Below are 21654 nucleotides of genomic sequence, written 5' to 3'. Positions count from 1 at the left end.
GGCTAACCCTCAGACCCGCGCCGCAGTCACTGCCGCCGAGCCCCAGGTGGTGCGCCAGCGCTGCTTGACGCCGTGCAGGCCGAACCAGGCAAGAATGCCTAGGCTTGCGAACAACCACAGCCCCAGCTGATAGTCACCGCTGTGTTGCTTGATCGCCCCCAGGCCTGCGGCGAGCAGGAAACCACCGATGCCGCCGGCCATGCCGATCAGCCCGGTCATCACGCCGATTTCCTGGCGAAAGCGCTGCGGCACCAGTTGGAATACAGCGCCGTTGCCGGCACCCAGGCCGAGCATGGCGCTGACGAACAGAGCCAGTGCAGCCACTGAACTGGGCAGGTTGAAGCCCACGGCGGCAATGCACAGGGCGGCGACGCTGTACATCGCCAGCAGCGTGCGGATGCCGCCGAAACGGTCGGCCAGGGCGCCGCCCAGCGGGCGCATCAGGCTGCCGGCAAAGACGCAGGCGGCGGTGTAGTAACCGGCCGTCACCGGGCTCAGGCCGTACTGGTCGTTGAAGTAGCCGGGCAGGGCGCTGGCCAGGCCGATGAAACCGCCGAAGGTGACGCTGTAGAAGAACATGAACCACCAACTGTCGCGATCGCCCAGGGCCTTGAGGTAGTCGGCCATGGCTTTGGGCTTGGGCCGCTGGGGCGCGTTACGTGCCAGCAGGCCGAACAGGGCCAGGGTCAGCAGCAGCGGGATCACGGCAAATCCGAACACGTTGTTCCAGCCAAAGCCTGCGGCCAGGGCCGGGGCCAGCAGGGCGGCAAACACGGTTCCGGAGTTGCCGGCGCCAGCGATGCCCATGGCCTTGCCCTGGTGCTGCGCCGGGTACCACTGCGAGGCCAGCGGCAGCGACACGGCAAACGAGGCCCCGGCAACGCCGAGGAACACCCCGAGCAGCAAGGCCTGTTCATAGCTGTGGATGCCCAGGCGCCAGGCACAGAACAGTGCAACGATGACGATCACCTGGCCGATCAGCCCGGCGGTCTTGGGTGAGAGCCGGTCCACCAGCAGGCCCATGACAAAGCGCAGGATCGCCCCGGCCAGGATTGGGGTGGCCACCATCAACCCACGTTGTTGGGTGGTCAATTGCAGATCGGCGGCGATTTGCACCGCCATTGGGCCGAGCAGGTACCAGACCATGAAACTCAGGTCGAAATACAAAAAGGCGGCGAACAGGGTGGGGACATGCCCGGACTTCCAGAAACTCGTATTCATCGAACACCTCGTTGAACAGGGACGGAAACGAAAAAGACGTCGCCACCCGACCCGCTGGCGCGGATGGGGGTGCGACGTCTTTGTCGTGAAGGGGCAACCGCCGTTGGCTACCTGTCCTATGGGGATAGCAAGAGCCGGGCCAGAACCCTCTCAACCAAGCAAGTCACTCATGGCAATGATCTGCTCGGCCACCTGGATCAGCTTCTGTTGCTTGCTCATGGCCTGGCGGCGCATCAGGGTGTAGGCCTGCTCTTCGTTGCAGTCCTTCATTTTCATCAACAGGCCCTTGGCCAGTTCCACCCGCTTGCGCTCCGCCAGCTGCTGGTCACGGGCCTGCAACTGGGCCTTGAGCGCCTGGTCGCTTTCAAAACGGGCCATGGCCACGTCAAGAATCGGCTGCAATCGCCCGGCATGAATGCCTTCGACGATGTAGGCGCTGACACCCGCGCGAATGGCCTGGCGCATCACCCCCGGGTCGTGTTCGTCGGTGAACATGACGATGGGTCGCGGCCGGTCGCGGCTGACCAGCACCACTTGCTCCATGACATCGCGGCCCGGTGACTCGGTATCGATCAGCACCACATCCGGATGCACCGTTTCGACGCGTGCCGGCAGGTCAATGGTCAGGCCCGATTCTTCGATGACCTCGAAACCGGCCTGGACCAGCGCGGCTTTGAGCCGCCCGACTTTTTTCGCCGTGTCGTCGATCAACAGGATTCGCAGCATGTTTGCGTCTCCTTTCAGGGGCGTGCGAATGCGGCTGGCGTTTCTGCCAGGGCATGCAAAGGAAAACTGCGGGCATAGCCGTATGGGTCGCTACCGTCCCAGCGGCTGCCATCGATCAGCTGGCTGCTGCGCATATCCGTTGCCGCGCACGCTACGCCCACGGCCGTTGCCGCGTCGCGGTACAGGGCCAATTGCTGGACCTGGCGGGCTACGGCGAGGTAGTCGGGGTCCTCGCGCAGCAAGCCCCAGCGGCGGAACTGGGTCATGAACCACATGCCATCGGACAGGTAGGGCAGGTTGGCACGCCCGGCATCATGCAGGCGCAAGGCGCAGGGATCCTGCCACTGGTTGCCCAGGCCATCCTGGTACTGGCCGAGCAGGCGCGGCTCGATACAAGGCAGCGGCGCATCCAGGTAAGCCGCGGCGCTGAGCAGTTGCGCGGTACTGCGGCGGTTCTCGGTACTCTGTTCGATGAACCGGCTGGCGGCCAGCACTGCCATCACCAGAGCCCGCGCGGTGTTCGGATACTGCTCGGCAAACGCCCGGGTGCAACCCAGGACTTTCTCCGGATGGTCCGGCCATATCGACTGGCTGGTAGCCAGGGTAAAGCCCTGACCCTGCTCCAGGGCGCTCGCAGACCAGGGTTCACCGACACAGAATCCGTCGATGCGCCCCGCCTGCAGGTGCGCGAGCATCTGTACCGGTGGCACCACCACGCTGTCGACGTCGTGCAGCGGGTGGATGCCGTGGCTGGCCAGCCAGTAGTACAGCCACATGGCATGGGTGCCACTGGGGAAGGTCTGGGCAAAGGTAAGTTTTGTCCTGCTTTGGTGCACAAAATGCTGGAGTGCCTCGGGACTGGTCACGCCCTGGCGTTGCAGTGCAGCGGACAGGTTGATGGCCTGGCCATTCTGGTTCAGCCCCATCAGCACGGCCATGTCCGTGGCGCTGCTGCCGCCGATACCCAACTGCAGCGCATAGATCATGCCGTAGAGGCTGTGGGCGGCATCCAGTTCGCCATTGAGCAGTTTGTCGCGCAGGCCTGCCCAGGAGCTCTGGCGTCTGAGGTTGAGGCTCAGGCCGTAGGCTTGGGCAAAGCCCTGGGTGGCGGCGACCACCAGCGGTGCGCAGTCGGTGAGTGCCATGAAGCCCAGTTCCAGCAGCGGTTTCTCCGGTGCGTCGCTGCCATGCACCCAGGCCAGCGGATCGGTGCTCGGCATCTGTGAAGTTCTCCTGTGTCGATACAACGCTGTGGAGCAAGGCCTGTGCCAAGGTCCATCAGCTTTCCATCAGGATTGCCGCGCAGGGCTCGTGCAAGCTGGCCCTCTTTATCGATTATTGCCTTATCGATTATTGCCCGAGGATCCCCGGTGTCCGAACCGCTGCCAAACCTTGCACTGTCCGAGCATCTGGCCGAGGGGGTCTGGCATGTGACTATTGGCAGTCGCCCGTTACGTTGGTATGCGCAAGGTCGGCCGCAGTGTTTGCCAGCCGATTGGCAAGGGTTGCTGGTGGTCGCCGATGGTTGGCAATGGGAGGGGGAACCCGCCGATTTTTGTGCCATCAGCTGTCAGGTCCTGGTCAAGTTGCAGGTGTTCATCGATGAGGGTGTACCGGGGCTTGCCAGTGCGTCGAGCGTGCCGGTTTGCTTGCCCTTGGACATGCCCGTTGCTCGCTGTGCGCAAACGCTTGAGCGCTGGTATGTCCAGCAGGCATTTCGCGCTAGCGCCGACTATGAGCGCTTTGCCCAGGCGTTGCGCAGTGGCGAGGAGTACTGGTTGGTGCGCTATCTGCTCGACCAAGGCCGTGGCCAGGACAGCCTGCAGGCCCTGGCGCGGCGCTATGGGGTATCGGTGTCGCACTTTCGTAGGCTTTGCCGCCAAGCGCTGGGCGGTGCGACCAAACCGGCGCTGCGCAGTTGGCGGGTGGCACGGGCGCTGTTGGAAGTCATTGACGAAGGGCGCTCGTTGACCGAAGTGGCGCAGAACCAGGGGTACTGCTCGTCCTCGCATTTTTCCCGGGATGTTCGTGAGCTGCTGGGCGTACCACCCAGCCGCCTCGGCGATATCGTCGGAGCCTTGCGCTGATGATCCGCTTCGATGGCCGTGGGCTGATCTGGTGCTGCACCCTGGTGTTGTGCCTGTTGCACAGTGCAACGACTCAGGCCGATAACTACCGTGCCCGGGAAGAAAGCTTGCGCAGTTTCTTTGTGGCGCTGTCGGAGCCCTTGGGCAAGCCGATCATCGTCAGCAAGGCGGCGGCCGGCAAACGCATTTCCGGTGACTTCGCCATGACCTCGGCGCAGCAGGTGTTCGACCGGGTCGTGAGGCAGATGGGCCTGATCTGGTACAGCGACGGCCAGGCAATCTATCTCTATGACAGCGCCGAACTCAAGAGCGCCATGGTTTCGTTGCACAACACCAGTGTCGATACCTTGCGCGCCTTTCTGCGGCGCTCCGGCCTGCTCGATCCGCGCTACCCGCTGCGTGGCGATGGCCGGCGCACCTTCTATGTGTCCGGGCCGCCGATCTATGTCGACCTGGTCCAGCGTTCGGCGGCCATGGTCGATCAGGAGCCTTCGCAGATCCTGCTGGGGCGCCAGCAGGTCGGGGTCATTCACCTGCTCAATACCTTCGTCGGCGACCGGCGTTATGAGCTGCGTGAGCAAACGGTCAATATTGCCGGGATCGCCAGCGTGATCGAGTCGTTGTTGCAGGGCGAAAAAGCCCGTGTCGACCTACGCGACTCCCTGGGCCAGGAGCAGCCCAACTCGGCACTCATGCTCTCGGCACTGGACGACAACCTGATCGAACAAGCGTGGGAGGGTCAGCGATTGGCGCCGGAGCAAATGGCTGCGGCGAACATTCGTGTGGTGGCCTATCCGGACACCAACAGCCTGCTGGTCAAGGGGCTTCCGGAGCAGGTGCGCTTCATCGAAAACCTGGTCGAGGCTCTGGATACGCCCAAGCGCCATGTCGAGCTGTCACTGTGGATCATCGACCTGCAGAAGGAGGCGCTGGAGCAGTTGGGTGTGGATTGGCAGGGCCAGGTCAATATCGGCTCGCAGTTTTCAATCTCGCTCAACGGCGGATCGTCCACCACCCTCGATGGTCTGTCTTTTATCGCCCGGGTATCGGCCCTGGCCCGCAGCGATCTGGCCAATGTGGTGGCGCGCCCGGTGATCCTGACCCAAGAGAATGTTCCGGCGATCTTCGACAACAACCGCACCTTTTATGCCCCGCTGCTGGGGGAGCGCAGCGTCGACCTGCAGCATGTCACCTATGGCACCCTGGTCAGCGTGCTGCCGCGCTTTGCCCGTGGCGATGAAATCGAGATGTCGCTGAACATCGAAGATGGCAACGAGGTGGAGCCGCGTAGTGCCGAGCAACCCACGGTGCTACCCACCGTCGGGCGCACCCGGATCAGCACGGTCGCCCGGGTGCCGCAGGGCAAAAGCCTGCTGGTTGGCGGTTTCAGTCGCGACGAGAGCGCTGAGCAGGTCAGCCGAGTGCCGGTGCTCGGAGCGTTGCCGTGGATCGGCCGAGTGTTCAGTTATCGTCAGCAACGTTCGGCCAACACAGTGCGGGTGTTTCTGATTCAGCCGCGGGAAATCGGTGATGCGCTGGCCTTTGACCCCCAGAGCCTGAAGCAGGAGCTGTTCGAAGCGGATCAGCACGAGCGCCTGCGCCAGGCCTTCATGCGTGCGGTGAGCTTGTGATTCCCGTACTGACCGGCTTGGGCGGGCGTGCGGCGCAAGCACGGCTGAGCCGCGAGCAGGCGGCGCAGAGCCAGGCGCAAACCCTCGATAACCAGGACGACGCCCAGGATCCGCTCGCTGATCACCTGCAGCGCGCGGTACAGAGCAGCGATGACCTGGCGCAGGTCATGGCGCAGTTCCGTCGGCGTCAGTTCGAGCTGAAAAGCGAATCGGCCAGCGAGTTGTTCGAACGGGTGCTGGACGATGATGCACCGCCCAAGGCGCGTCAGTTGCTGGCCCTGGCTGCGGATCGGCAATTGCCCTGGGCGCTGCTGCTACAAGAGGCGAGCGGGTTGTTCACCGATGACAGTGACCTGGCATTGATCCTCAGCCTGCTGTTGCGCCAAGCCGATCTGGCCGCTGACACGCGCAAGCGGCTGCAGCAATTGGAGCAGGCATTGCGTGAACGCGGCTGCCCGCGACGGGTCCAGGCCGGTATCAATGCTGCGCTCAAGGCCCGTTTGTATGGCCGACGCATGGCGGTGCGGGCGGCGGCGCTGCGGGAAAACTACCGCGACTTTCTTGAGTCCGAAGACAGTGCGGCCGAGCATTACGAGCAATGGATCGGCTTGTATGGCCCAGAGCACCGCCACAGCGTCCTGAGCTTTCTCGAAGAAAGCCTGTTGACCGATATCCAGGGGCAGGCCCCCAGTTGCAGCCTGCATGAATATGGGCCGGTACTGGTATTGCTCGGGCAACTGAAGCAATTGCGTTCTGCCGACCGGCTGTTCCTGGCAGCGTTGCGCGATCCTCTGCCGCTCAGCGAACTGGATGGTCTGGTCTTGCTCCTGGGTGTGTTGCGTAGCCCGCATGCACTGGATGAACTGCTGCAGGAGGTGCTTGGCCCGCTGATGTTGACGGCCGATGTGCAGGCACGCGCCCGATGGCTGCAGTGCCTGCGCCGGGCCTGCCTGGCCTTGCCCGGGCCACTGTTCAATGAAGATCACGCCGTGTTGTATCTGGCCGAGCGTTTCGAGCAACTGGCCGACAGTACCCTGTTTGCCGAGGTCCTCTACCTGCGCCGGCAGCATGGCCTGCACTGGGCGGTGCGGGGATGACGCAATGACCCTGGTGAACCTCTGGCTGGCACGCCTGGCGGCGCGCCCGGAGCTGTTGATCCTGGCGCTGATGGTGATGATCATCGCCATGTTGATCATTCCCTTGCCGACCTTGCTGGTGGATTTTCTGATCGGCGTGAACATCGTTCTGTCGTTGCTGATCTTCATGGGCTCGTTCTATATCGAGCGGATCCTCAGCTACTCGACCTTCCCGGCCTTGCTGTTGCTAACCACGTTGTTTCGCCTGGCCTTGTCGATCAGTACCAGCCGCCTGATCCTGACCCAGGCCGATGCCGGCGAGATCATTGCCTCCTTCGGCGAGTTTGTCATCGGCGAAAACCTGGTGGTGGGTTTTGTGATCTTCTCGATCGTTACCATTGTCCAGTTCATCGTCATCACCAAGGGCTCCGAGCGCGTCGCCGAGGTTGCCGCGCGATTCTCCCTTGATGGCATGCCGGGCAAACAGATGAGCATCGACGGCGACCTCAAGGCCGGCGCCATCGATGCCGCTCAGGCCCGGGCCAAGCGCAGCGAGCTTGAGCGCGAAAGCCAGCTGTACGGCTCCTTCGATGGGGCGATGAAGTTCATCAAGGGCGATGCCATCGCCGGCATCGTGATCATCTTCGTCAACTTCATCGGCGGCATGGCTATCGGTGTCGGGCAACTGGGCATGGACCTGTCCACTGCACTGACGACCTACACCTTGCTGACCATCGGCGACGGCCTGGTGGCCCAGATACCGGCGCTGCTGATCGCCATTGGCGCCGGCTTCATCGTCACCCGGGTCAATGGTGATGATCAGAACCTGGGCCGCAACATGCTCAGCCAGGTCTCGGGCAACCCCTTCGTCCTGGGCGTCAGTGCCGTGCTGGCCCTGGGTGTGGGTTTGCTGCCAGGTTTCCCGTTGGCGGTGTTCGTGTTCATTGCGTTCACCCTGGTTGCGCTGCTCTGGCGGCGCCACCGCCGGGCACAGGCCGGGCAGTCGACGGCCGCTGGCGAGGGCGGCGGCCTGGCGCCTGGCACCGGCCACGCAGGCGCGCAAGCGCCGCTGGATATCGACAGGCTCAATACCGAAACCCTGGCGTTGCTCTTGCTGGTGCCACCGCCACGGCTGGACGAGTTGCAGCAGGCGCGTTTTGCCGAGCACCTGCGCAGCCAGTTCTTTCTCGATTACGGCCTGCGCATCGCCCAGCCGCACCTGCGGGCAGCGCCGACCTTGCCGGAGCATCAGGTGACCATCCTCATCAATGAAGTGCGTGCCGATCAGTTCGACCTGTTTTTCGACCATCATCGCTTGCTCGATTTTGGCGAACAGTTGCAGGACTCGGGGTTCGAAATCAAGCATGGGCAGGACAGCAACAAGGCTCAGAGCCTGTGGGTTGCTCACAGCCACAGCCAGGCCGTTGCCGCGTTGGGGTACCCGCTGCGCGATGCACACCAGGAGCTGTATCACAGCCTGGCGGTGGTACTGGCGCGCAATATTCAGGAGTTTTTCGGTGTGCAGGAAACCAAGAGCCTGCTCGATGAACTGGAGCGCCAGTACCCCGATCTGCTCAAGGAAGTCTATCGCTATGTCACCGTGCAGAAGATCAGCGAAGTGCTGCAGCGCCTGATCAGCGAGCGGATCTCGGTGCGCAACATGAAGCTGGTGATGGAAACCCTGGCGCATTGGGCTTCGCGCGAGAAGGACACGCTTGCCCTGGTCGAGCATGTGCGCGCCGCGCTGGCCCGTTACATCAGCAATAAGTTTGCCCGCCAGGATGTGCTCAATGTGCTGTTGCTCGGCGCCGAGTTCGAAGAGGTGGTGCGCTCGGCGGTGCGCCAGACCTCTGCCGGCAATTTCGTCAACCTCGAACCTGCCCAGGTCGAGGACCTGCTCGACCGGGTCGGCGCCGGGCTCGTCGATCTGTACATCCCGCACAAGGACCTAGTGGTGCTGTGTTCGGTGGATGTCCGTCGCTACATCAAAAAGCTGATCGACAACCGTTTCCGCGAACTGGACGTGATGTCGTTCGCGGAAGTCGCCGAGAACATTTCGGTCAATGTGATCAAGACACTCTAGGGACTGGCGGGCACATGAAGCTTGAACAATTGACCCGCCAGGGCGCGCACCCGCGGCGATGCGTGGGGCCATTGCTGGAGGTGGCCCTGCCGGCAGTGGCGATCGGCGAGCTGTGCGAGGTCTATGCGCATTGGGGCGATGCACAGCCACGGGCCTGGGCCCAGGTCATTGGCTTTAATGCCGACGTGGCCTTGTTGAGCCTGCTGGGTGAGCCGCAAGGGTTATCCCGGCAGTCGCTGGTGATGGCAACCGGAGCCCCCCTGCAGTTGCACTGTGGTGATGACCTGCTGGGAACGGTGCTGGATGCGCGAGGGCAGGTGGTCGAACGCCTGGCGCCGGCTGCGGATCAGCCGGTCTATCGCTATGGCCTGGACAACCCGCCGCCGCACTACAGCCAGCGGCGCGCGGTGAGCGAGCGACTGGATACGGCGATTCGCGTTATCGACTGCCTGTTGACCTGCGGCATCGGCCAGCGCGTGGGCATTTTTGCCGCCGCCGGCACCGGCAAGACATCGTTGCTCGACAGCCTGGTGGAACACACCGATGCCGAGGTTTTCGTCATCGGCCTGATCGGTGAGCGTGGCCGTGAAGTGGCCGAGTTCATCCAGCGCTTGCGCAGCTCGCCACGCTGCGGGCGCAGCGTGGTGGTTCAGGCCAGCTCCGATTGCGCGGCGGTCGACCGCTGCAATGCCGCGCTGGTTGCCACCAGCGTCGCCGAGTATTTTCGGGATCGCGGGCAACGTGTGGTGTTGTTGATCGACTCCTTGAGCCGCTACGCCCGGGCACGTCGCGACCTGGCCCTGGCCGCAGGGGAGGCGCCTGCGCGGCGAGGCTATCCGGCCTCGGTGTTCGAAGCCTTGCCGCGCCTGCTGGAGCGCCCCGGGGGGACGGCCACAGGGAGCATTACTGCGTTCTATACGGTGTTGCTGGAAAGCGATGACGAGCCGGACCCGCTGGCCGAGGAAATCCGTTCGATCCTCGATGGGCACATTTACTTGAGTCGCGAGCTGGCGGGCAAAGGTCATTTCCCTGCCATCGATGTGCTGCGCAGTACCAGCCGGGTTGCCCAGCAGGTGTGCAATGCCGCGAGTCTGGCCTTGGCCAGCCAGGCTCGGGAGCGGTTGGCCCGGCTCGAGGGCATGCGCCTGCTGCTGGAGTTGGGTGAGTACCGTGCCGGCAGCGACCCACTCAATGACCAGGCGCTGCACAGCCGTGATGCCTTGCAGGCGTGGTTGCGTCAGCCCGCCGACTTGGCGGTCGATGCTGCACTTGCGGAGCAAAGCCTGCATGCGCTGCTCAGCTGACTGGCAGGCCTGGCTGCGGCTCGCCGAAGGCCGCCTGCAGGCCCTGCAGCACAGCCTTTTGGGCACGACCCGGCAGTTGCAGGCTCTGCATGATCAACGTAGCGGCTTGCTTGAACAGCTTGAAGTGTTGCGGCAACTGCGCATCGAAGAGCAGGGGCAACACCTTAGTTATGCGCAGTTGCGTGATTTGCTGCGGCGTCAGGCCCTGCTGCGGCGTCAAGCCCAGGTCATGACCCTGGACCTTGCGCAGATCAGCCAGCGGCAAGAGCAATTGCAGCGCACCCAGGCAGAACAACAACTGCAACTGCGCGCGGCCCAGCGCCGGCATGACAAGTATCGCCACCATTTGCGGCAGTTGCAGCGTCAGCGGCAACTGCAGGAGCAACGTCGCGAAGACAACGAACTGGAAGAACAAGGCGCCAGGAGCTTGCTATGGAACGATTGATCAATACCGACTACCGGCGGCCGCTGGATGTTTTGGACTACGACGAAGCGTGTCTGGACGAATGTGTTGCGCAGGTCGAGCCGCTGCAACTGACTGAGGGATTGCTGCAGTCTTTGTCGGTGTTGATGGTGCAAGCGCCATTGAGTCTGACACCGGGGCAGCAGACAGAGGTAAAGAGCCAATCGGGTGCACGGCCCAACTCAGAAGGTCGACTGCCCCATAGACCGTCGGGCACCCTCGAAGTTGCGGTGCTACCGGCGCTAGCGATCGCCCAGCCCATGTTGGCACCGCACACTCAAGCGCCAATACCGGTTGTGGCCAATGCAGTGCCTGAGCCACCTGTTGAACATGTCAGTGCGCCAATGCCTGTACTGGTCGGTACTCGGGGGGAGCCCGAACTGAACCCGCACGTTCCATTGGCTGGGCCTTTGCCAGCGGCACGTCCAGTCTCTGTACCGATACCAATCTCGGCTCCCGTTCCAGGGGCACCGCCAGCTCCAGCAGCAATGACCTTGTTGGTGCCGGCAAGCAAGGCGGGTGAGGGGTTGCAGGTGCCCTTCAACAATGGCCGGGTCAGTGGCATGTTGCAGGTCACTCTCGCCGAAGGCCACCAGGGCCTGCTGGTTACTCCGGGTCATCCCGCCCTGTTGGAGCCATTGCGCGAGCCATTCGCCCGCCTGGATCACCAGGCCTGGCGCTTGGCTGAAGAGGGCGACGAACGCCGGCAGGGTGAATCACGGGCGCGCCCGGACGAAGACGATGACGACGCGCAATGCTCGCGTTGAAACCCTTCGCGTTGCGCCATCTCCACGGGCAATCCAGCGTGCAGCGCCGGCTCCTGCGCCACCAGCCGCAACTGCGGCTTGAAGCGCCACCCCAGGACCGCGCTTGCCTGCAGTTCAGCGCCGAGTCGGTGTTGGGGCGCTGGTCTGGCCTGGTCGTTGCTCACGATTGGCTTGCCTTGCGTATGCCCAAGCTACCCGGGCTGTTGTCGCGCCCCTGTAGCGAGCAGCAGGTATTGCAGCTGTTCGAGGCATTGGCGCAACCGGTGCCGCCACCGTTACCGGCGCTGGTTTACGAGCGAATGGACAGCGTCCGTTTGTTACCGGGTAGTGAATGCACGCCCTGGCCGTTGCTGATGAGCGACACGGCCGTCGGAAGGCTTTGGCTGAGCGAAGTCCCGGCCGCGTTGCTGCCGCCTGATCCTGCCAGTGCGCAAGCGGCAGTACTGCCGACCGGCCTTGAACTGCTTCTGGGGCTCAGCCAGTGGCAACCGGCCGCTGAGCCGCAGGTGGGTGATCTGCTGCGTATCCTCGACTTTACCCCGCACTGGCGCCTGCATGGTCGCTTTGGCGGCCCCTTTGGCTTTATTGATCAAGGTATCCAGATGACCACTGTTGATAGTTGCAACGCTGAACACACCGGGCAAAGCCCCTTGTTGGCGACGCTGCCGGTCACGCTTGAATTTTCCCTGCCGGCCGTCAATCTGAGCTTTGCCGAGCTGGCCCGTTGCCTTGAGGCAGGTTTGCTCAACCTTGATCCACAAGCACTGCAACAGGTACGGGCCAACGGGCAGTGGCTGGGTTGCGGCGAGTTGGTGTATGTGGGCGAGCAAATAGCGCTGGAACTGCAGCAGGTGCGCGGCGGGGGCGAGCATGAATGATGTCTCGCTGATTGCCCTGCTGGCCGTCGCTTCGTTGTTGCCCTTCGTGGTCGCGGCCGGCACCTGCTACCTGAAGTTTTCCATCGTTTTTGTCATCGTGCGCAACGCCCTGGGCTTGCAGCAGGTGCCCTCGAACATGAGCCTCAATGCCATTGCGTTGATGCTGGCAATTTTTGTCATGACGCCTGTGGTTGAGCAGGGCTACAGCTACTACAAGGACAACCGGGTTGCTTTTACCGATATCGAGGCAGTGGTCGATTTTGCCGAGAACGGTCTGGGCAGCTACAAAGCCTATTTGCGCCAGTACACCGACCCTGAGCTGGCGCAGTTTTTCGAACGAGCCCAGCACAGCGGCCGCCAGCAGCCTGATGACTGGCATGACGAAGCGCTTGAGCCGTCATTGTTCGCGCTGTTACCGGCCTATGCCTTAAGCGAAATCAAGAGCGCGTTCAAGATCGGCTTCTACCTGTACCTGCCGTTTGTCATTGTCGATCTGGTGATCTCCAGCCTGTTGCTGGCCCTGGGCATGATGATGATGAGTCCGGTGATTATTTCGGTGCCGATCAAGCTGGTGCTGTTTGTCGCCCTCGATGGCTGGGCCCTGCTGTCCACCGGGCTGGTCGAGCAGTACCTGGCCGTGCGCTGGTAGCGGCCCATGGACGAACTGGTGTATGCCGGCAACAAGACCTTGTACCTGATCCTGCTGATGGTCGCCTGGCCGGTGGTGGTGGCGACCGTGGTGGGGCTTTTGGTGGGGTTGTTCCAGACCGTCACGCAACTGCAGGAGCAGACCTTGCCCTTTGGCTTCAAGTTGCTGGCGGTGTCGTTGTGCCTGTTCCTGCTGTCGGGCTGGTACGGTGAAACCCTGCTGGGTTTTAGTCGCGAAGTCCTGCACCTGGCCTTGCGTTGATGGGTGCCCTGCTGTTTTTCGAGTTGTACAACCTGTTCGCCCTGGCGTTGCTGGGGGTGGCGCGGCTGGCGCCGTTGTTTTTCATGTTGCCGTTTCTCAACAGTGGGGTGTTGACCGCCGCGCCGCGCCAGGCGGTGATGGTCTTGCTGGCGTTGGCCTTGACGCCGCTGATAGGTGAACAGTTACCGGCACTCGATAGCCTGGCGTTTTTCGCCCTGATGTTGCGCGAGGCCGGTGTTGGCATCGTCCTGGGGTGCCTATTGTGCTGGCCGTTCTGGGTGCTGCATGCCATGGGCAACCTGCTCGACAACCAGCGCGGGGCGATGATCAGTAACGTTATTGACCCGGCCAACGGTGTCGATAACTCGGAGCTGGCCAGTTTTCTGCAACTGTTTGCCGCCGTCATCTACCTGCAGGGTGGCGGCTTGTTGCTGATGCTTGAAGCTATCGAACTCAGTTATCGCGTGTGCGATCCGGGCCGCACCTGCGCGTTTTCCTTGCAGGCGATCGCAAGCTTTCTCGATGCCGTGCTGGCCCGGACCCTGGCCCTCAGTGCGCCCGTGGTGGCGGCACTGCTGATCAGTGAAGCACTGCTCGGCTTGCTGTCGCGCTATGCCCAGCAAATGAATGCCTTTTCGGTATCGCTGACGGTCAAGACGGTGGTGGCCCTGGTGGTGCTGTTGCTGTACTTCGGCACCCACCTGCCGGATGAAATCCTGCGCATGACGGGTGCGACGGCAAGCCTTGCGCTCTACATTCAAGAGCAGCCCTGATGTCTTCCAGTGCCTCGAAGTCCGAAAAGCCCACGGCCAAACGCCTGCGTGATGCCGCACGCAAAGGCCAGACCTTCAAGGCCCGCGATCTGCTGACCAGTTGCATGCTGCTGGTGGGCCTGGCGTTGATGCTCAACGATGCGCGTCTGCTGGAAATCATGGAGGTGTACCGGCGCTTGCTCGCAGGCGGCCTGGAAGATGACCTGGCCCGTTACTCGGCGAGCCTGCTGCGCCTGGCCCTTGAACTGATTCTGCCGATGGTGCTGGTGTGCATTCTGGGCAGCGCGTTGCCGGCCCTTGCGCAAAGTGGTTTTCGTCTGGCCAGTGAAGCGCTGAAGCTCAACCTGGGCGCCCTGAACCCGATCAATGGTTTCAAGAAGCTGTTCAGCCTGCGCACGGTCAAGGACAGCATCAAAGCTCTGCTCTACGTGCTGTGTTTCGCCCTGGCCCTGTGCCTGCTCTGGTGGAACTACCGGCCGCTGTTGTTTGCCCAGTTGCACGCCTCGCCACTGGCGCTGTTGTCGATCTGGGGTGAGCTGCTGCTGGCGTTGTTTGTATTGATCCTGGGCTGCGTGCTGGTGGTTGTGCTGCTCGATGCGCTGCTGGAGTACTGGCTGTTCATGCGCGAGATGAAGATGGACCTGCATTCGGTCAAGCGCGAGCACAAGGAGCAGGACGGCGACCCACAGATCAAGGGCAAGCGCCGGCAGTTGCATCAGGAATTGCTTAACGAACAGGTGCGCTCGGACGTGCGCAGCTCGCGGATGATTCTCGCCAACCCGACCCACATCGCCATTGGCATCTACTTTCGCCCCGAGGTCAGCCTGCTGCCGTTCATTTCAGTGATCGAAACCAACCAGCGGGCGCTGGCGGTGCGTGCTTATGCCGAGCAGGTGGGGGTGCCGGTGATTACTGATATCCAACTGGCCCGGCGCATTTTCCAGACCCATCGGCGCTACAGCTTCTTGCAGGTGCAGGAGGTCGAGCAGGTGCTGCGCCTGCTGGTCTGGCTGGAGCAGGTGGAGCAAGCCTGAGTGGGCTGGATGAGCGTTATGTGGCAGCGCTTGCCGCAAGGCTGGGGCCCAATACCCGGGTTGGCTTGAAGGAGTGCTTCGATGAACGACGGCGAAACGCTGGATGAAGATGTAGCACTGGGTATTGCCGATGCGGTGATGGCCGGAGCGACGTTGCGCGATATCCATGGGCTCAGTGATGAGCACATGGACAACCTCTATGCCTTTGCCTACCGCTTCTATGAGCAGGGGCGTCTGGACGATGCCGGCAAGGTGTTCCATTTCCTGTGCATTTACGACTTTCACAACAGTCAGTATTGGACCGGCTTGGCGGCCGTGCACCAACTCAAGAAGGACTACGCCAAGGCCATCGACCTGTACAGCGTTGCGCTGTTGCAGGACGACAAGGACTGCCGGCCGATGTTCTTCGCCGGTCAGTGTCAGCTCGCCATGGGCAAGCCCGGCAAGGCCCGACGCTGCTTCAACTATGTACTGCGCTATAGCAGCGACAGGCCATTGCAGGCTCAGGCGCAGTCCTGCCTGCAGGCACTGGATCAATTGCGCGACAACGACAAGGAATAACCAGCATGGACCTGTCAGCACTTTTCAAGGCTGCCCGTCAGCCCCTACCCGAACCGTCTGCAGACTACCGAGCGGCCGCCGGCATTGCCGCGCAGACCCTGGAGTTTCGCCACATTGCCAGCCAGGCCCTGGCTGCGGTGCAGTACACCGGCAGTGCGCAAGCGATCGCCGGCCGGCCACAGTTGGCCGCGCCACGCAGCCATGCCGACAGTCAGGCCACCTTCATCGCGTTGATGGCAAGCGTCAATGCACTGCTGGGCGAAGTGGGTAATCACAAGCTCAAGCAGCAACTGTCGATGCTGCAGGACCTCAATGGCGCACGGCAAAAAGCGCTGGAGCAACTGTCCGCCGAGTTCACGGGTGCGCTGCAAGCCTTCGACCAGGCCCAGGCGCAGGCCGAGCAGGGGCAAGGCCAGTTGGAGCAGCTGGCGGCACGCTTGGAGCAGGCCCGGCAACTGCTTCGCCAAAGCGAAGAACGCCTGGCCGGGCTATCGCCCGAGTCCCCCGAGTACCAGCAGGAGCTGCAGGTGTTGAACGGGTTGCGTGGGCAGGTCGAAATACAACAGCAGGTAATGAACACCGCTGTTGAGCGTCAACGTCAGCTCGTTGCCCAGGTAGAGCAGCTTGGCGCAAGGGCAATCCAACTTGAGGCGCAGGTTGCAGAATCGTCCTTTGATGGCGGTGCGGGCAAGCCACCCAACTCGCCATTGGCCCCCTTGATTGCCCGAGCGCTGCTGCTTCGCTTACAGATTATCGAGCTGCTTGGCGATGCGGCGCAGGAAAAGGAGCTGGCCAGCCGCGAGTTGTATCAGACCCTCCAGACAGCCCAGCAGGAAAAGCTCGAAGAAGAGGCACGCAAGGCCGAGCGTAGCAATGCCCTGGGGTGCATCTTCAAATGGGTTGGGGTCGCAATTGCCGCTGCGGTTCTGGTGGTAGCAACGGCAGGGGCGGGGGCTGCTGTCGCCGGAGGGGGCGTTGTCGCAGCAGGAGCGGGTACAGCCGCGACTGCCGCAGGCACTGCTGCGGGCGCGGCCGCCACGTCGGCGGTATCGGTCAAGGTCGTAGTGGCGGCAGTGGGCCTTGGCTTGACCCTGACCGACATGCTCGTCGAACAGGCTACCGGCAGTTCGTTCATGGCCAAGGCCATGGAGTCGTTGATGGAGGTCATGCAGTTCATGATGAAGGTATTTACCGAGCTGTATGCCGCGCAATTGAAGGCGCTCGGATTCGGTGATCAGGCGCGCAAGGTGGCCGAGATTGCCGCAATGATCGCCGCAGTGGTTGCCACCACGGTTGCCGTGGCGCTGGCCGCCAGTGCTGCTGGCAGCCTGGCCAGCAGCGTTGCGTCAAAGGTGGGCGCCAAACTCGGTGCCATGCTTCCGCAGGCCGCCAGTGGGGGACTGCAGAGCCTGCGCCAGGCCGCCAGTTCTGCCAGCGCCAGCCTTGGGCAGTCGATGCGTTCGGCTGTGGGGGTGGGGAGTGACAACGTATCCCTGGCGCGCTTCGCCACCCGTGTGGAAATGGCCGTGGAAGGTATCCAGCTGGGTGGCAGCCTGGTCGAGTCGGGGTTGCAGGTGGGCATCGGCGTACAGCACAAACAGATTGCCGAACATCAGGCCCAGGCGCATCTGGCCCAGGCTCAGGTCGAGTTGATTGTCCGGTACCTGGGGGAGGTGACCGAGCGTTACGGGGAGGCGCTAAAACAGCGCACCCGTGAAGTGGAGCAGCTTTTCAACGACCTGCAGCGTCAGGCAGAAGTGGGTCGATTTATCAGTCAACGTGTTTGAGGAATGAACTATGGAAATTCTGACTGTACCAGCAATGCGACAACTACCGGTCATTGGGTCCACGTCTTCTGCGCCTGCAGCCAAAGCATCCATTGCACATACTTTGCCAGGCTTGAATCTGGACAACCAAGTGCAAGGCCTGCACTTTCCCCCTGTTCAGGTCCCTGATGCTGCACAGGTCGAATCGCTGCTCAGTACCGAGGATTGGACGGTGGAGGAGAAGGTGCTTGTGCTGGATGGGTTCAAGCAATCGCTGGCCCCGGATGAGCGTGAGCGCCTGGCGTTTGACCCTGGCGCCTGGGAGAAACACGTCAATGTGCTGATTCAGTTCATCATCGCGCAGAACGTTGCCCGGCAGGTCAACGCCACCTTGGAGGGGGTGTTCATTGCTATTGAGGCGACGGCGACCCAGGCGCAGGCCGAGGCGATTGAAAAGGCCGGCATGATGCAAATGTACAGCGCGATTGCCTCAGGTGCAGTGGTGTGTACGGTTTCTTCGCTGGGTACGGCAAAGAGTCTCCAGGGCATGGCCGGGCGGCACCATGATGTCAGCACCCATAAGAAAAGTGCCATGGATGCACAGGATCTGGCCAGTGATTTGCGCGTGCAGCGTCATGATCTTGAGGTGCGGGGCAATCAGGCCGACGCTCGGGAGCTGGCCTGGTTCGACAGTGAGATCGCCAAGGCCAAAAAGCAGTCGCGCCTGGCCGAGTGGAACAGTGCGATGAGCGAGCAGGGCAATGGTCGGTTGCAGGCGGTCGGTCAGCAAATGTCAACCATGGCGGGTGTGCTGGGGCAGGCGCTGGGTGGCATCTTGCGCACCTTCGAGTCCAGCGCCAGGGCCGAGGAAGCCAGGCAGCAAGCCCAGGCCCGACTGGGCAAAGGGCTGGCCGATGAAACCGGGCAGAAGGATGCGGCAGATGCCAGCCTGCTGAACAAGCTCATGGAGCTTTTCATGCAAATCATGCAGTCGCGCGCGGCGACCATCAAAGTCAGTTGAGGCCAGCACCATGCATATCATCGTAGCGAACAACAGCATTCAACCGCAGGCTTTCGATGCAGCGGCCCAGGCACAGGCTTTACCGCAGCGGTTACCTACCAGTGGAGCGACTGCCGCCTCTCCTGCACGGCAACAGATGCTGGAGTGTTCAGTAGGGCAACTGCTGCGTCACCTGCACCCGGGTGTGCAGGGGGAAGCGCGCCAGGTGCGGATGGCCTTTGCCCAGCAGGAGCTGCGGGTGTTCGCCCGTATTGCCGAGTGTTGCGCTGCTGGCCTGGCCGACCGGCAACACGAACAACTGCAGGCGCAGCAAAGAGCGAGCGAGGGGATGCTTTTTGGCAATCTGCCTGCCGCGCTGAACCTGGGGGTACAGGCGGATGTACCGTTTTTCGACAAGTTGATCGAGCTGATCGGGGTTATCCGGGATGATTACCTGAGCGTGTACGAGCATGTTCTCGACGTATACACAAAGTTCTATGCCGCCTTTACCGACCAGATCACCAGCAAGATGAGCGGCTGGTTCGAAGCGGACAAAGATGGCAAGAAGATCATTTTCCAGCGCGCGACCTTCGAAAGTGCCTTGCGCTCGCTGATACAGCAGTTCGAGTACCAGCCCAGCCAACTGGTGCCCATTCCCGGCGCGGCGCCGATGAATGAGGACGAGGCGCGTAACTGGCAGCGTGCGCTGGGGTTGCCCGACTATTGCCTGAGTGAGGATGGCAACGGTAACTGGGTGGTGTACATGGATACCGCTCCGGTCATTGCCATTCTTCAGGGGCTGCCGCCCTCCGGGCCCGGTGGGACGCCACCTGTGATCGACACCGCCAAGTTCAATGCCTGGCAATCGGGCTTCAATGCCCAGGAAGAACGCTTGAAAAACATGCTCCAGTCCATCACCTCAAAATATGCCAACGCCAACACCTATCACGACAACTTCAACAAGACCTTGTCGGCGCACCTGAGCCAGTATGCCGACCTGCTCAAGCACATGACGACCTTGTGAGCGGCCTCGAGCCGCAGGTCATCGCCGTCATCGCCGGTTGCCTTGGCGGGCCCGCCAGGTCCATTGGTATCAATGATGACCTGGTGCACGATCTGGGGTGTGACTCGCTGAACATTGTGGAGCTGGTCGAGGCGCTCAACGCGGGGTTCCAGATCGTCCTCGCGCCCGGTGAAATCAGGACGTGGCGTAGCGTTGCCGATGTCATCGGTTCGGTACGGTGCGCTCAGATCGGCTGAAGGGTCCTACGGCCTCTTACGGATTAGTTGCTTTGTTATGTAGGTACTTGCCTGCATTTTCGCCGGGAAGTACTTCTTATAGTCGTTGGCCCGCCATCCTGTTCCGAGGTGTTCGCTCAGTGACAGGTGCGTAACAAAAAGGGCCAACCCACCATGACTGCCTTTGTCCACGCCCCCGAAAATGTCCACTATTACTTCGGCTATTGGTGCCTGTGCCCGGAGGGTGTGCTCTGGCACAACGAGAGCGGGCAGCACCTGCCGCCCAAGGAACTGCAGGTGCTGCGCCTGCTGCTGGCCAATCCCGGCATGCTGATTTCCAAGGACCGCATGCTCAGTGCAGTGTGGCCTGGGCTGGATACCGCCGAGGAGTCCTTGACCCGTTGTATCAGCGTGCTGCGCAAGCTGCTCAAGGACTGTCGCCAGTTCATCGTCACTGTGTATGGCAAGGGCTACCGCTTCAATTGCAGGGTCCAGCGCACTGCAGGCATCGCAGAGCAAACCCCGCTAAAGCCTACCCTTGCTATCCTGCCGTTTCGCGGCGGCCAATCGCTGGAGACGCTGGTGCTCAATACCCAGCTCAAATGTGCTGCGGGCATCGCCCTGGAGCAGCGCGCGCAGTTGCTGTCGCTATCGGTGGCCAGCTTGTCTGCGACCCCGTTGGAGACCTTGGCCCTGATCGAGCGCCTGGCGCCGAGTCATTACCTGTGCGGTTACTGCGTACAGGGCGAGCACCATTGGCAACTGACGGTCGAACTGGTGCGCGGCAATGATCATCGGGTGCTGGACTGCCGTCTGTTCCGGGGCACTCAAACACAGGTGATCGAGGCGCTGCTGGCATTTCTCCAGGCGTGTTTTCCGCTCACCGATCACCCTGATCGGCCCTCGTCAGAATTCCATCAGGATCCTTGCTTGCCACGTCTCTAGTCTGTGCTCGTTCTTGTGTTGTCACCTTTTCCAAGAGTGCGGGTATGCCAGCTTCCCTGACCGAAACTTGTGTCATGCGTGTGTTCAACGGCCCAATGGCCGGCACCGAGTTTGTCCTGTCCCAGGGTTTGACTCGGGTGCTGGTTGGCGCGCCGCAGGTGTTGGCAGCAGCCAGTGAGCCCGACCTGGTAACAGGGCAGGCGCTACTCATCGCGCTGGAGCAGGGCGGTTGCAGCTTCGAGATCCTGCTCAGCGATCCGCTTGGGCAATCGCTCAAGATTCGGCCGCAGCAAACACCGCCAACCCCCTGGCAGGAATGGCCGTTGCAGCAGCAGCGCCAGATCGGCGGGTTGCAGCTGGCGTTTCGTTCGAGCGCCCAAGCCTGGGACCTGCGACAACCGCCGGTGGCGCCCAGTGGAAAACGAGGCCTGGTCTCGATACGTATGCTTAGCCTGGCGACCGCCGTGTGCCTGCTGGCGGTCTCGGTAGCGGTCTGGTCGTTGCCGGACCGGACCGTATCGGCGCAGCAACGCGGCATCTCGACACTGGTCAGTGCCCAGGCGCGGGTCCTGCAAGGGCGCGACCTGCGCATGTACGTGCTGGTCGATTCACAACGTGAGGCCAGCTGGAACAGGCAAGTGCTGATGCGCCATCAACTGGGCAGCGTTGCTGTTGTCGTGACGGCCGACGAACAGCGGCGCCTGGAGCAACATTTGCTGGCGCTGGAGCCTGGCCTGGCCATTCGTCTGGTGGATTTGCGAGACCCCCGGGCGCCGGTACTGGTACTGGCCGGTACGCCGATCCAACCTGCACTCAAAGCGCAGCTCGAGGCGCAGTTGCTACGCGCGGCGCCTTATGCCGGGCACCTGGAAATTCGCGTGCAGGACGACAGCGCCAGTGTCGACCAGGCCATCGCTGGCCTGCGGCAGATCGGGGTGCCGTTCCAGCGGCATGACCAGCATAACGCGGTGGCCCTGCGCATCGAAGGCAACCTGCAGGACAGCCAGTTGCAAGCGACCCGGCGCTTCATTCAAAACTTCGAACAGCAATGGGGCACGCGCTTTGTGCACTTTTCCATCGTCCTTCAGGATGACCGACTCAAGGGCCTGTCGCAGCAGGCAGGCGAGCAGGGTTACATCAAGACCTCGTCGGCGTCCTGGCAATTTCACTCCCCTCGTACAGGTGGTTAA

The 21654-nt window shown here is 62.2% G+C and carries 22 protein-coding genes; 19 read left to right on the top strand and 3 right to left on the bottom strand.

The genetic code is table 11. The annotated features are described in order from the left end of the window. Positions 1–9: 9 nt before the first annotated feature. The 3 genes from M5G17_RS20325 to M5G17_RS20315 form a co-directional block, all read right to left on the bottom strand. Positions 10–1221 carry a nitrate/nitrite transporter gene (locus M5G17_RS20325; protein WP_273894699.1) on the bottom strand — a complete coding sequence of 404 codons (1212 nt, stop codon included), beginning with the start codon at positions 1219–1221 and terminating at the stop codon, positions 10–12. Between the two features lie 150 nt (positions 1222–1371). After that, positions 1372–1947: an ANTAR domain-containing response regulator gene (locus M5G17_RS20320; RefSeq protein WP_130265573.1), complete on the bottom strand. Its 576-nt coding sequence runs from the start codon at positions 1945–1947 to the stop codon at positions 1372–1374. A gap of 14 nt (positions 1948–1961) precedes the next feature. Then, positions 1962–3167: a CmpA/NrtA family ABC transporter substrate-binding protein gene (locus M5G17_RS20315; RefSeq protein WP_273894698.1), complete on the bottom strand. Its 1206-nt coding sequence runs from the start codon at positions 3165–3167 to the stop codon at positions 1962–1964. A gap of 150 nt (positions 3168–3317) precedes the next feature. On the opposite strand from M5G17_RS20315, the gene M5G17_RS20310 reads away from it, so the two are divergent. From M5G17_RS20310 to M5G17_RS20220, 19 genes are all read left to right on the top strand, one after another. Continuing rightward, complete coding sequence (locus tag M5G17_RS20310) at positions 3318–4034, top strand: helix-turn-helix domain-containing protein (protein WP_273894697.1); 717 nt, start codon at positions 3318–3320, stop codon at positions 4032–4034. After that, positions 4034–5665, top strand: coding sequence for a type III secretion system outer membrane ring subunit SctC (gene sctC / locus M5G17_RS20305; protein WP_273894696.1), 1632 nt, complete (start codon positions 4034–4036; stop codon positions 5663–5665). The genes M5G17_RS20310 and sctC overlap by 1 nt, the downstream gene beginning before the upstream one ends. Then, positions 5662–6762 (top strand): type III secretion system gatekeeper subunit SctW, encoded by a 1101-nt coding sequence (gene sctW / locus M5G17_RS20300; protein WP_273894695.1) that lies wholly within the window; start codon positions 5662–5664, stop codon positions 6760–6762. The genes sctC and sctW overlap by 4 nt, the downstream gene beginning before the upstream one ends. 4 nt (positions 6763–6766) lie before the next feature. Beyond that, positions 6767–8824, top strand: coding sequence for an EscV/YscV/HrcV family type III secretion system export apparatus protein (locus M5G17_RS20295; protein ID WP_420793376.1), 2058 nt, complete (start codon positions 6767–6769; stop codon positions 8822–8824). A 14-nt stretch (positions 8825–8838) separates the two neighbouring features. Further along, positions 8839–10128 carry a type III secretion system ATPase SctN gene (sctN, locus tag M5G17_RS20290; RefSeq protein WP_273894694.1) on the top strand — a complete coding sequence of 430 codons (1290 nt, stop codon included), beginning with the start codon at positions 8839–8841 and terminating at the stop codon, positions 10126–10128. Beyond that, positions 10112–10573, top strand: coding sequence for a hypothetical protein (locus M5G17_RS20285; protein ID WP_273894693.1), 462 nt, complete (start codon positions 10112–10114; stop codon positions 10571–10573). The genes sctN and M5G17_RS20285 overlap by 17 nt, the downstream gene beginning before the upstream one ends. After that, a complete protein-coding gene (locus M5G17_RS20280) occupies positions 10561–11358 on the top strand; it encodes a hypothetical protein (protein WP_273894692.1) in 798 nt (265 codons plus the stop codon). The genes M5G17_RS20285 and M5G17_RS20280 overlap by 13 nt, the downstream gene beginning before the upstream one ends. Continuing rightward, positions 11346–12236 (top strand): hypothetical protein, encoded by an 891-nt coding sequence (locus tag M5G17_RS20275; RefSeq protein ID WP_273894691.1) that lies wholly within the window; start codon positions 11346–11348, stop codon positions 12234–12236. Before M5G17_RS20280 ends, M5G17_RS20275 begins: the two co-directional genes overlap by 13 nt. Next, entirely contained in the window at positions 12229–12885 is a 657-nt protein-coding gene (locus tag M5G17_RS20270; RefSeq protein WP_273894690.1) for an EscR/YscR/HrcR family type III secretion system export apparatus protein, read from the top strand. The genes M5G17_RS20275 and M5G17_RS20270 overlap by 8 nt, the downstream gene beginning before the upstream one ends. A 6-nt stretch (positions 12886–12891) precedes the next feature. After that, positions 12892–13146 carry an EscS/YscS/HrcS family type III secretion system export apparatus protein gene (locus M5G17_RS20265; protein ID WP_130265563.1) on the top strand — a complete coding sequence of 85 codons (255 nt, stop codon included), beginning with the start codon at positions 12892–12894 and terminating at the stop codon, positions 13144–13146. After that, positions 13146–13919 (top strand): type III secretion system export apparatus subunit SctT, encoded by a 774-nt coding sequence (gene sctT, locus M5G17_RS20260; protein WP_273894689.1) that lies wholly within the window; start codon positions 13146–13148, stop codon positions 13917–13919. Before M5G17_RS20265 ends, sctT begins: the two co-directional genes overlap by 1 nt. Then, positions 13919–14953, top strand: coding sequence for an EscU/YscU/HrcU family type III secretion system export apparatus switch protein (locus M5G17_RS20255; protein ID WP_273894688.1), 1035 nt, complete (start codon positions 13919–13921; stop codon positions 14951–14953). Before sctT ends, M5G17_RS20255 begins: the two co-directional genes overlap by 1 nt. Before the next feature lie 81 nt (positions 14954–15034). Further along, the gene (locus tag M5G17_RS20250; protein WP_273894687.1) at positions 15035–15514 is read left to right on the top strand and encodes a SycD/LcrH family type III secretion system chaperone; all 480 of its coding nucleotides are present in this window, start codon (positions 15035–15037) and stop codon (positions 15512–15514) included. Positions 15515–15519: 5 nt separating this feature from the next. Then, complete coding sequence (gene sctE, locus M5G17_RS20245) at positions 15520–17301, top strand: type III secretion system translocon subunit SseC family protein (protein WP_273894686.1); 1782 nt, start codon at positions 15520–15522, stop codon at positions 17299–17301. Positions 17302–17311: 10 nt separating this feature from the next. Continuing rightward, positions 17312–18301 (top strand): hypothetical protein, encoded by a 990-nt coding sequence (locus tag M5G17_RS20240; protein ID WP_273894685.1) that lies wholly within the window; start codon positions 17312–17314, stop codon positions 18299–18301. Positions 18302–18311: 10 nt separating this feature from the next. Then, entirely contained in the window at positions 18312–19304 is a 993-nt protein-coding gene (locus M5G17_RS20235; protein ID WP_273894684.1) for an IpaD/SipD/SspD family type III secretion system needle tip protein, read from the top strand. Then, positions 19301–19540, top strand: a complete 240-nt coding sequence (locus M5G17_RS20230) for an acyl carrier protein (protein ID WP_273894683.1) — start codon at positions 19301–19303, stop codon at positions 19538–19540. Before M5G17_RS20235 ends, M5G17_RS20230 begins: the two co-directional genes overlap by 4 nt. Positions 19541–19693: 153 nt before the next feature. Further along, positions 19694–20464 carry a winged helix-turn-helix domain-containing protein gene (locus tag M5G17_RS20225; RefSeq protein WP_273894682.1) on the top strand — a complete coding sequence of 257 codons (771 nt, stop codon included), beginning with the start codon at positions 19694–19696 and terminating at the stop codon, positions 20462–20464. Positions 20465–20508: 44 nt separating this feature from the next. Further along, positions 20509–21654: a PrgH/EprH family type III secretion apparatus protein gene (locus M5G17_RS20220; protein ID WP_273894681.1), complete on the top strand. Its 1146-nt coding sequence runs from the start codon at positions 20509–20511 to the stop codon at positions 21652–21654.

The organism is Pseudomonas rubra, assembly GCF_028656935.1.
Taxonomy (GTDB): Bacteria; Pseudomonadota; Gammaproteobacteria; order Pseudomonadales; family Pseudomonadaceae; genus Aquipseudomonas; species Aquipseudomonas rubra.
This window is presented reverse-complemented; position numbering and strand designations above follow the sequence as displayed.

Coding starts and splice junctions, on each gene's coding strand:
- M5G17_RS20325 (WP_273894699.1), bottom strand. CDS start 1,221: ATGAATACGAGTTTCTGGAAGTCCGGGCATGTCCCCACCCTGTTCGCC.
- M5G17_RS20320 (WP_130265573.1), bottom strand. CDS start 1,947: ATGCTGCGAATCCTGTTGATCGACGACACGGCGAAAAAAGTCGGGCGG.
- M5G17_RS20315 (WP_273894698.1), bottom strand. CDS start 3,167: ATGCCGAGCACCGATCCGCTGGCCTGGGTGCATGGCAGCGACGCACCG.
- sctC (WP_273894696.1), top strand. CDS start 4,034: ATGATCCGCTTCGATGGCCGTGGGCTGATCTGGTGCTGCACCCTGGTG.
- M5G17_RS20295 (WP_420793376.1), top strand. CDS start 6,767: ATGACCCTGGTGAACCTCTGGCTGGCACGCCTGGCGGCGCGCCCGGAG.
- sctN (WP_273894694.1), top strand. CDS start 8,839: ATGAAGCTTGAACAATTGACCCGCCAGGGCGCGCACCCGCGGCGATGC.
- M5G17_RS20285 (WP_273894693.1), top strand. CDS start 10,112: ATGCGCTGCTCAGCTGACTGGCAGGCCTGGCTGCGGCTCGCCGAAGGC.
- M5G17_RS20280 (WP_273894692.1), top strand. CDS start 10,561: ATGGAACGATTGATCAATACCGACTACCGGCGGCCGCTGGATGTTTTG.
- M5G17_RS20275 (WP_273894691.1), top strand. CDS start 11,346: ATGCTCGCGTTGAAACCCTTCGCGTTGCGCCATCTCCACGGGCAATCC.
- M5G17_RS20270 (WP_273894690.1), top strand. CDS start 12,229: ATGAATGATGTCTCGCTGATTGCCCTGCTGGCCGTCGCTTCGTTGTTG.
- M5G17_RS20265 (WP_130265563.1), top strand. CDS start 12,892: ATGGACGAACTGGTGTATGCCGGCAACAAGACCTTGTACCTGATCCTG.
- sctT (WP_273894689.1), top strand. CDS start 13,146: ATGGGTGCCCTGCTGTTTTTCGAGTTGTACAACCTGTTCGCCCTGGCG.
- M5G17_RS20255 (WP_273894688.1), top strand. CDS start 13,919: ATGTCTTCCAGTGCCTCGAAGTCCGAAAAGCCCACGGCCAAACGCCTG.
- M5G17_RS20250 (WP_273894687.1), top strand. CDS start 15,035: ATGAACGACGGCGAAACGCTGGATGAAGATGTAGCACTGGGTATTGCC.
- sctE (WP_273894686.1), top strand. CDS start 15,520: ATGGACCTGTCAGCACTTTTCAAGGCTGCCCGTCAGCCCCTACCCGAA.
- M5G17_RS20240 (WP_273894685.1), top strand. CDS start 17,312: ATGGAAATTCTGACTGTACCAGCAATGCGACAACTACCGGTCATTGGG.
- M5G17_RS20235 (WP_273894684.1), top strand. CDS start 18,312: ATGCATATCATCGTAGCGAACAACAGCATTCAACCGCAGGCTTTCGAT.
- M5G17_RS20225 (WP_273894682.1), top strand. CDS start 19,694: ATGACTGCCTTTGTCCACGCCCCCGAAAATGTCCACTATTACTTCGGC.
- M5G17_RS20220 (WP_273894681.1), top strand. CDS start 20,509: ATGCCAGCTTCCCTGACCGAAACTTGTGTCATGCGTGTGTTCAACGGC.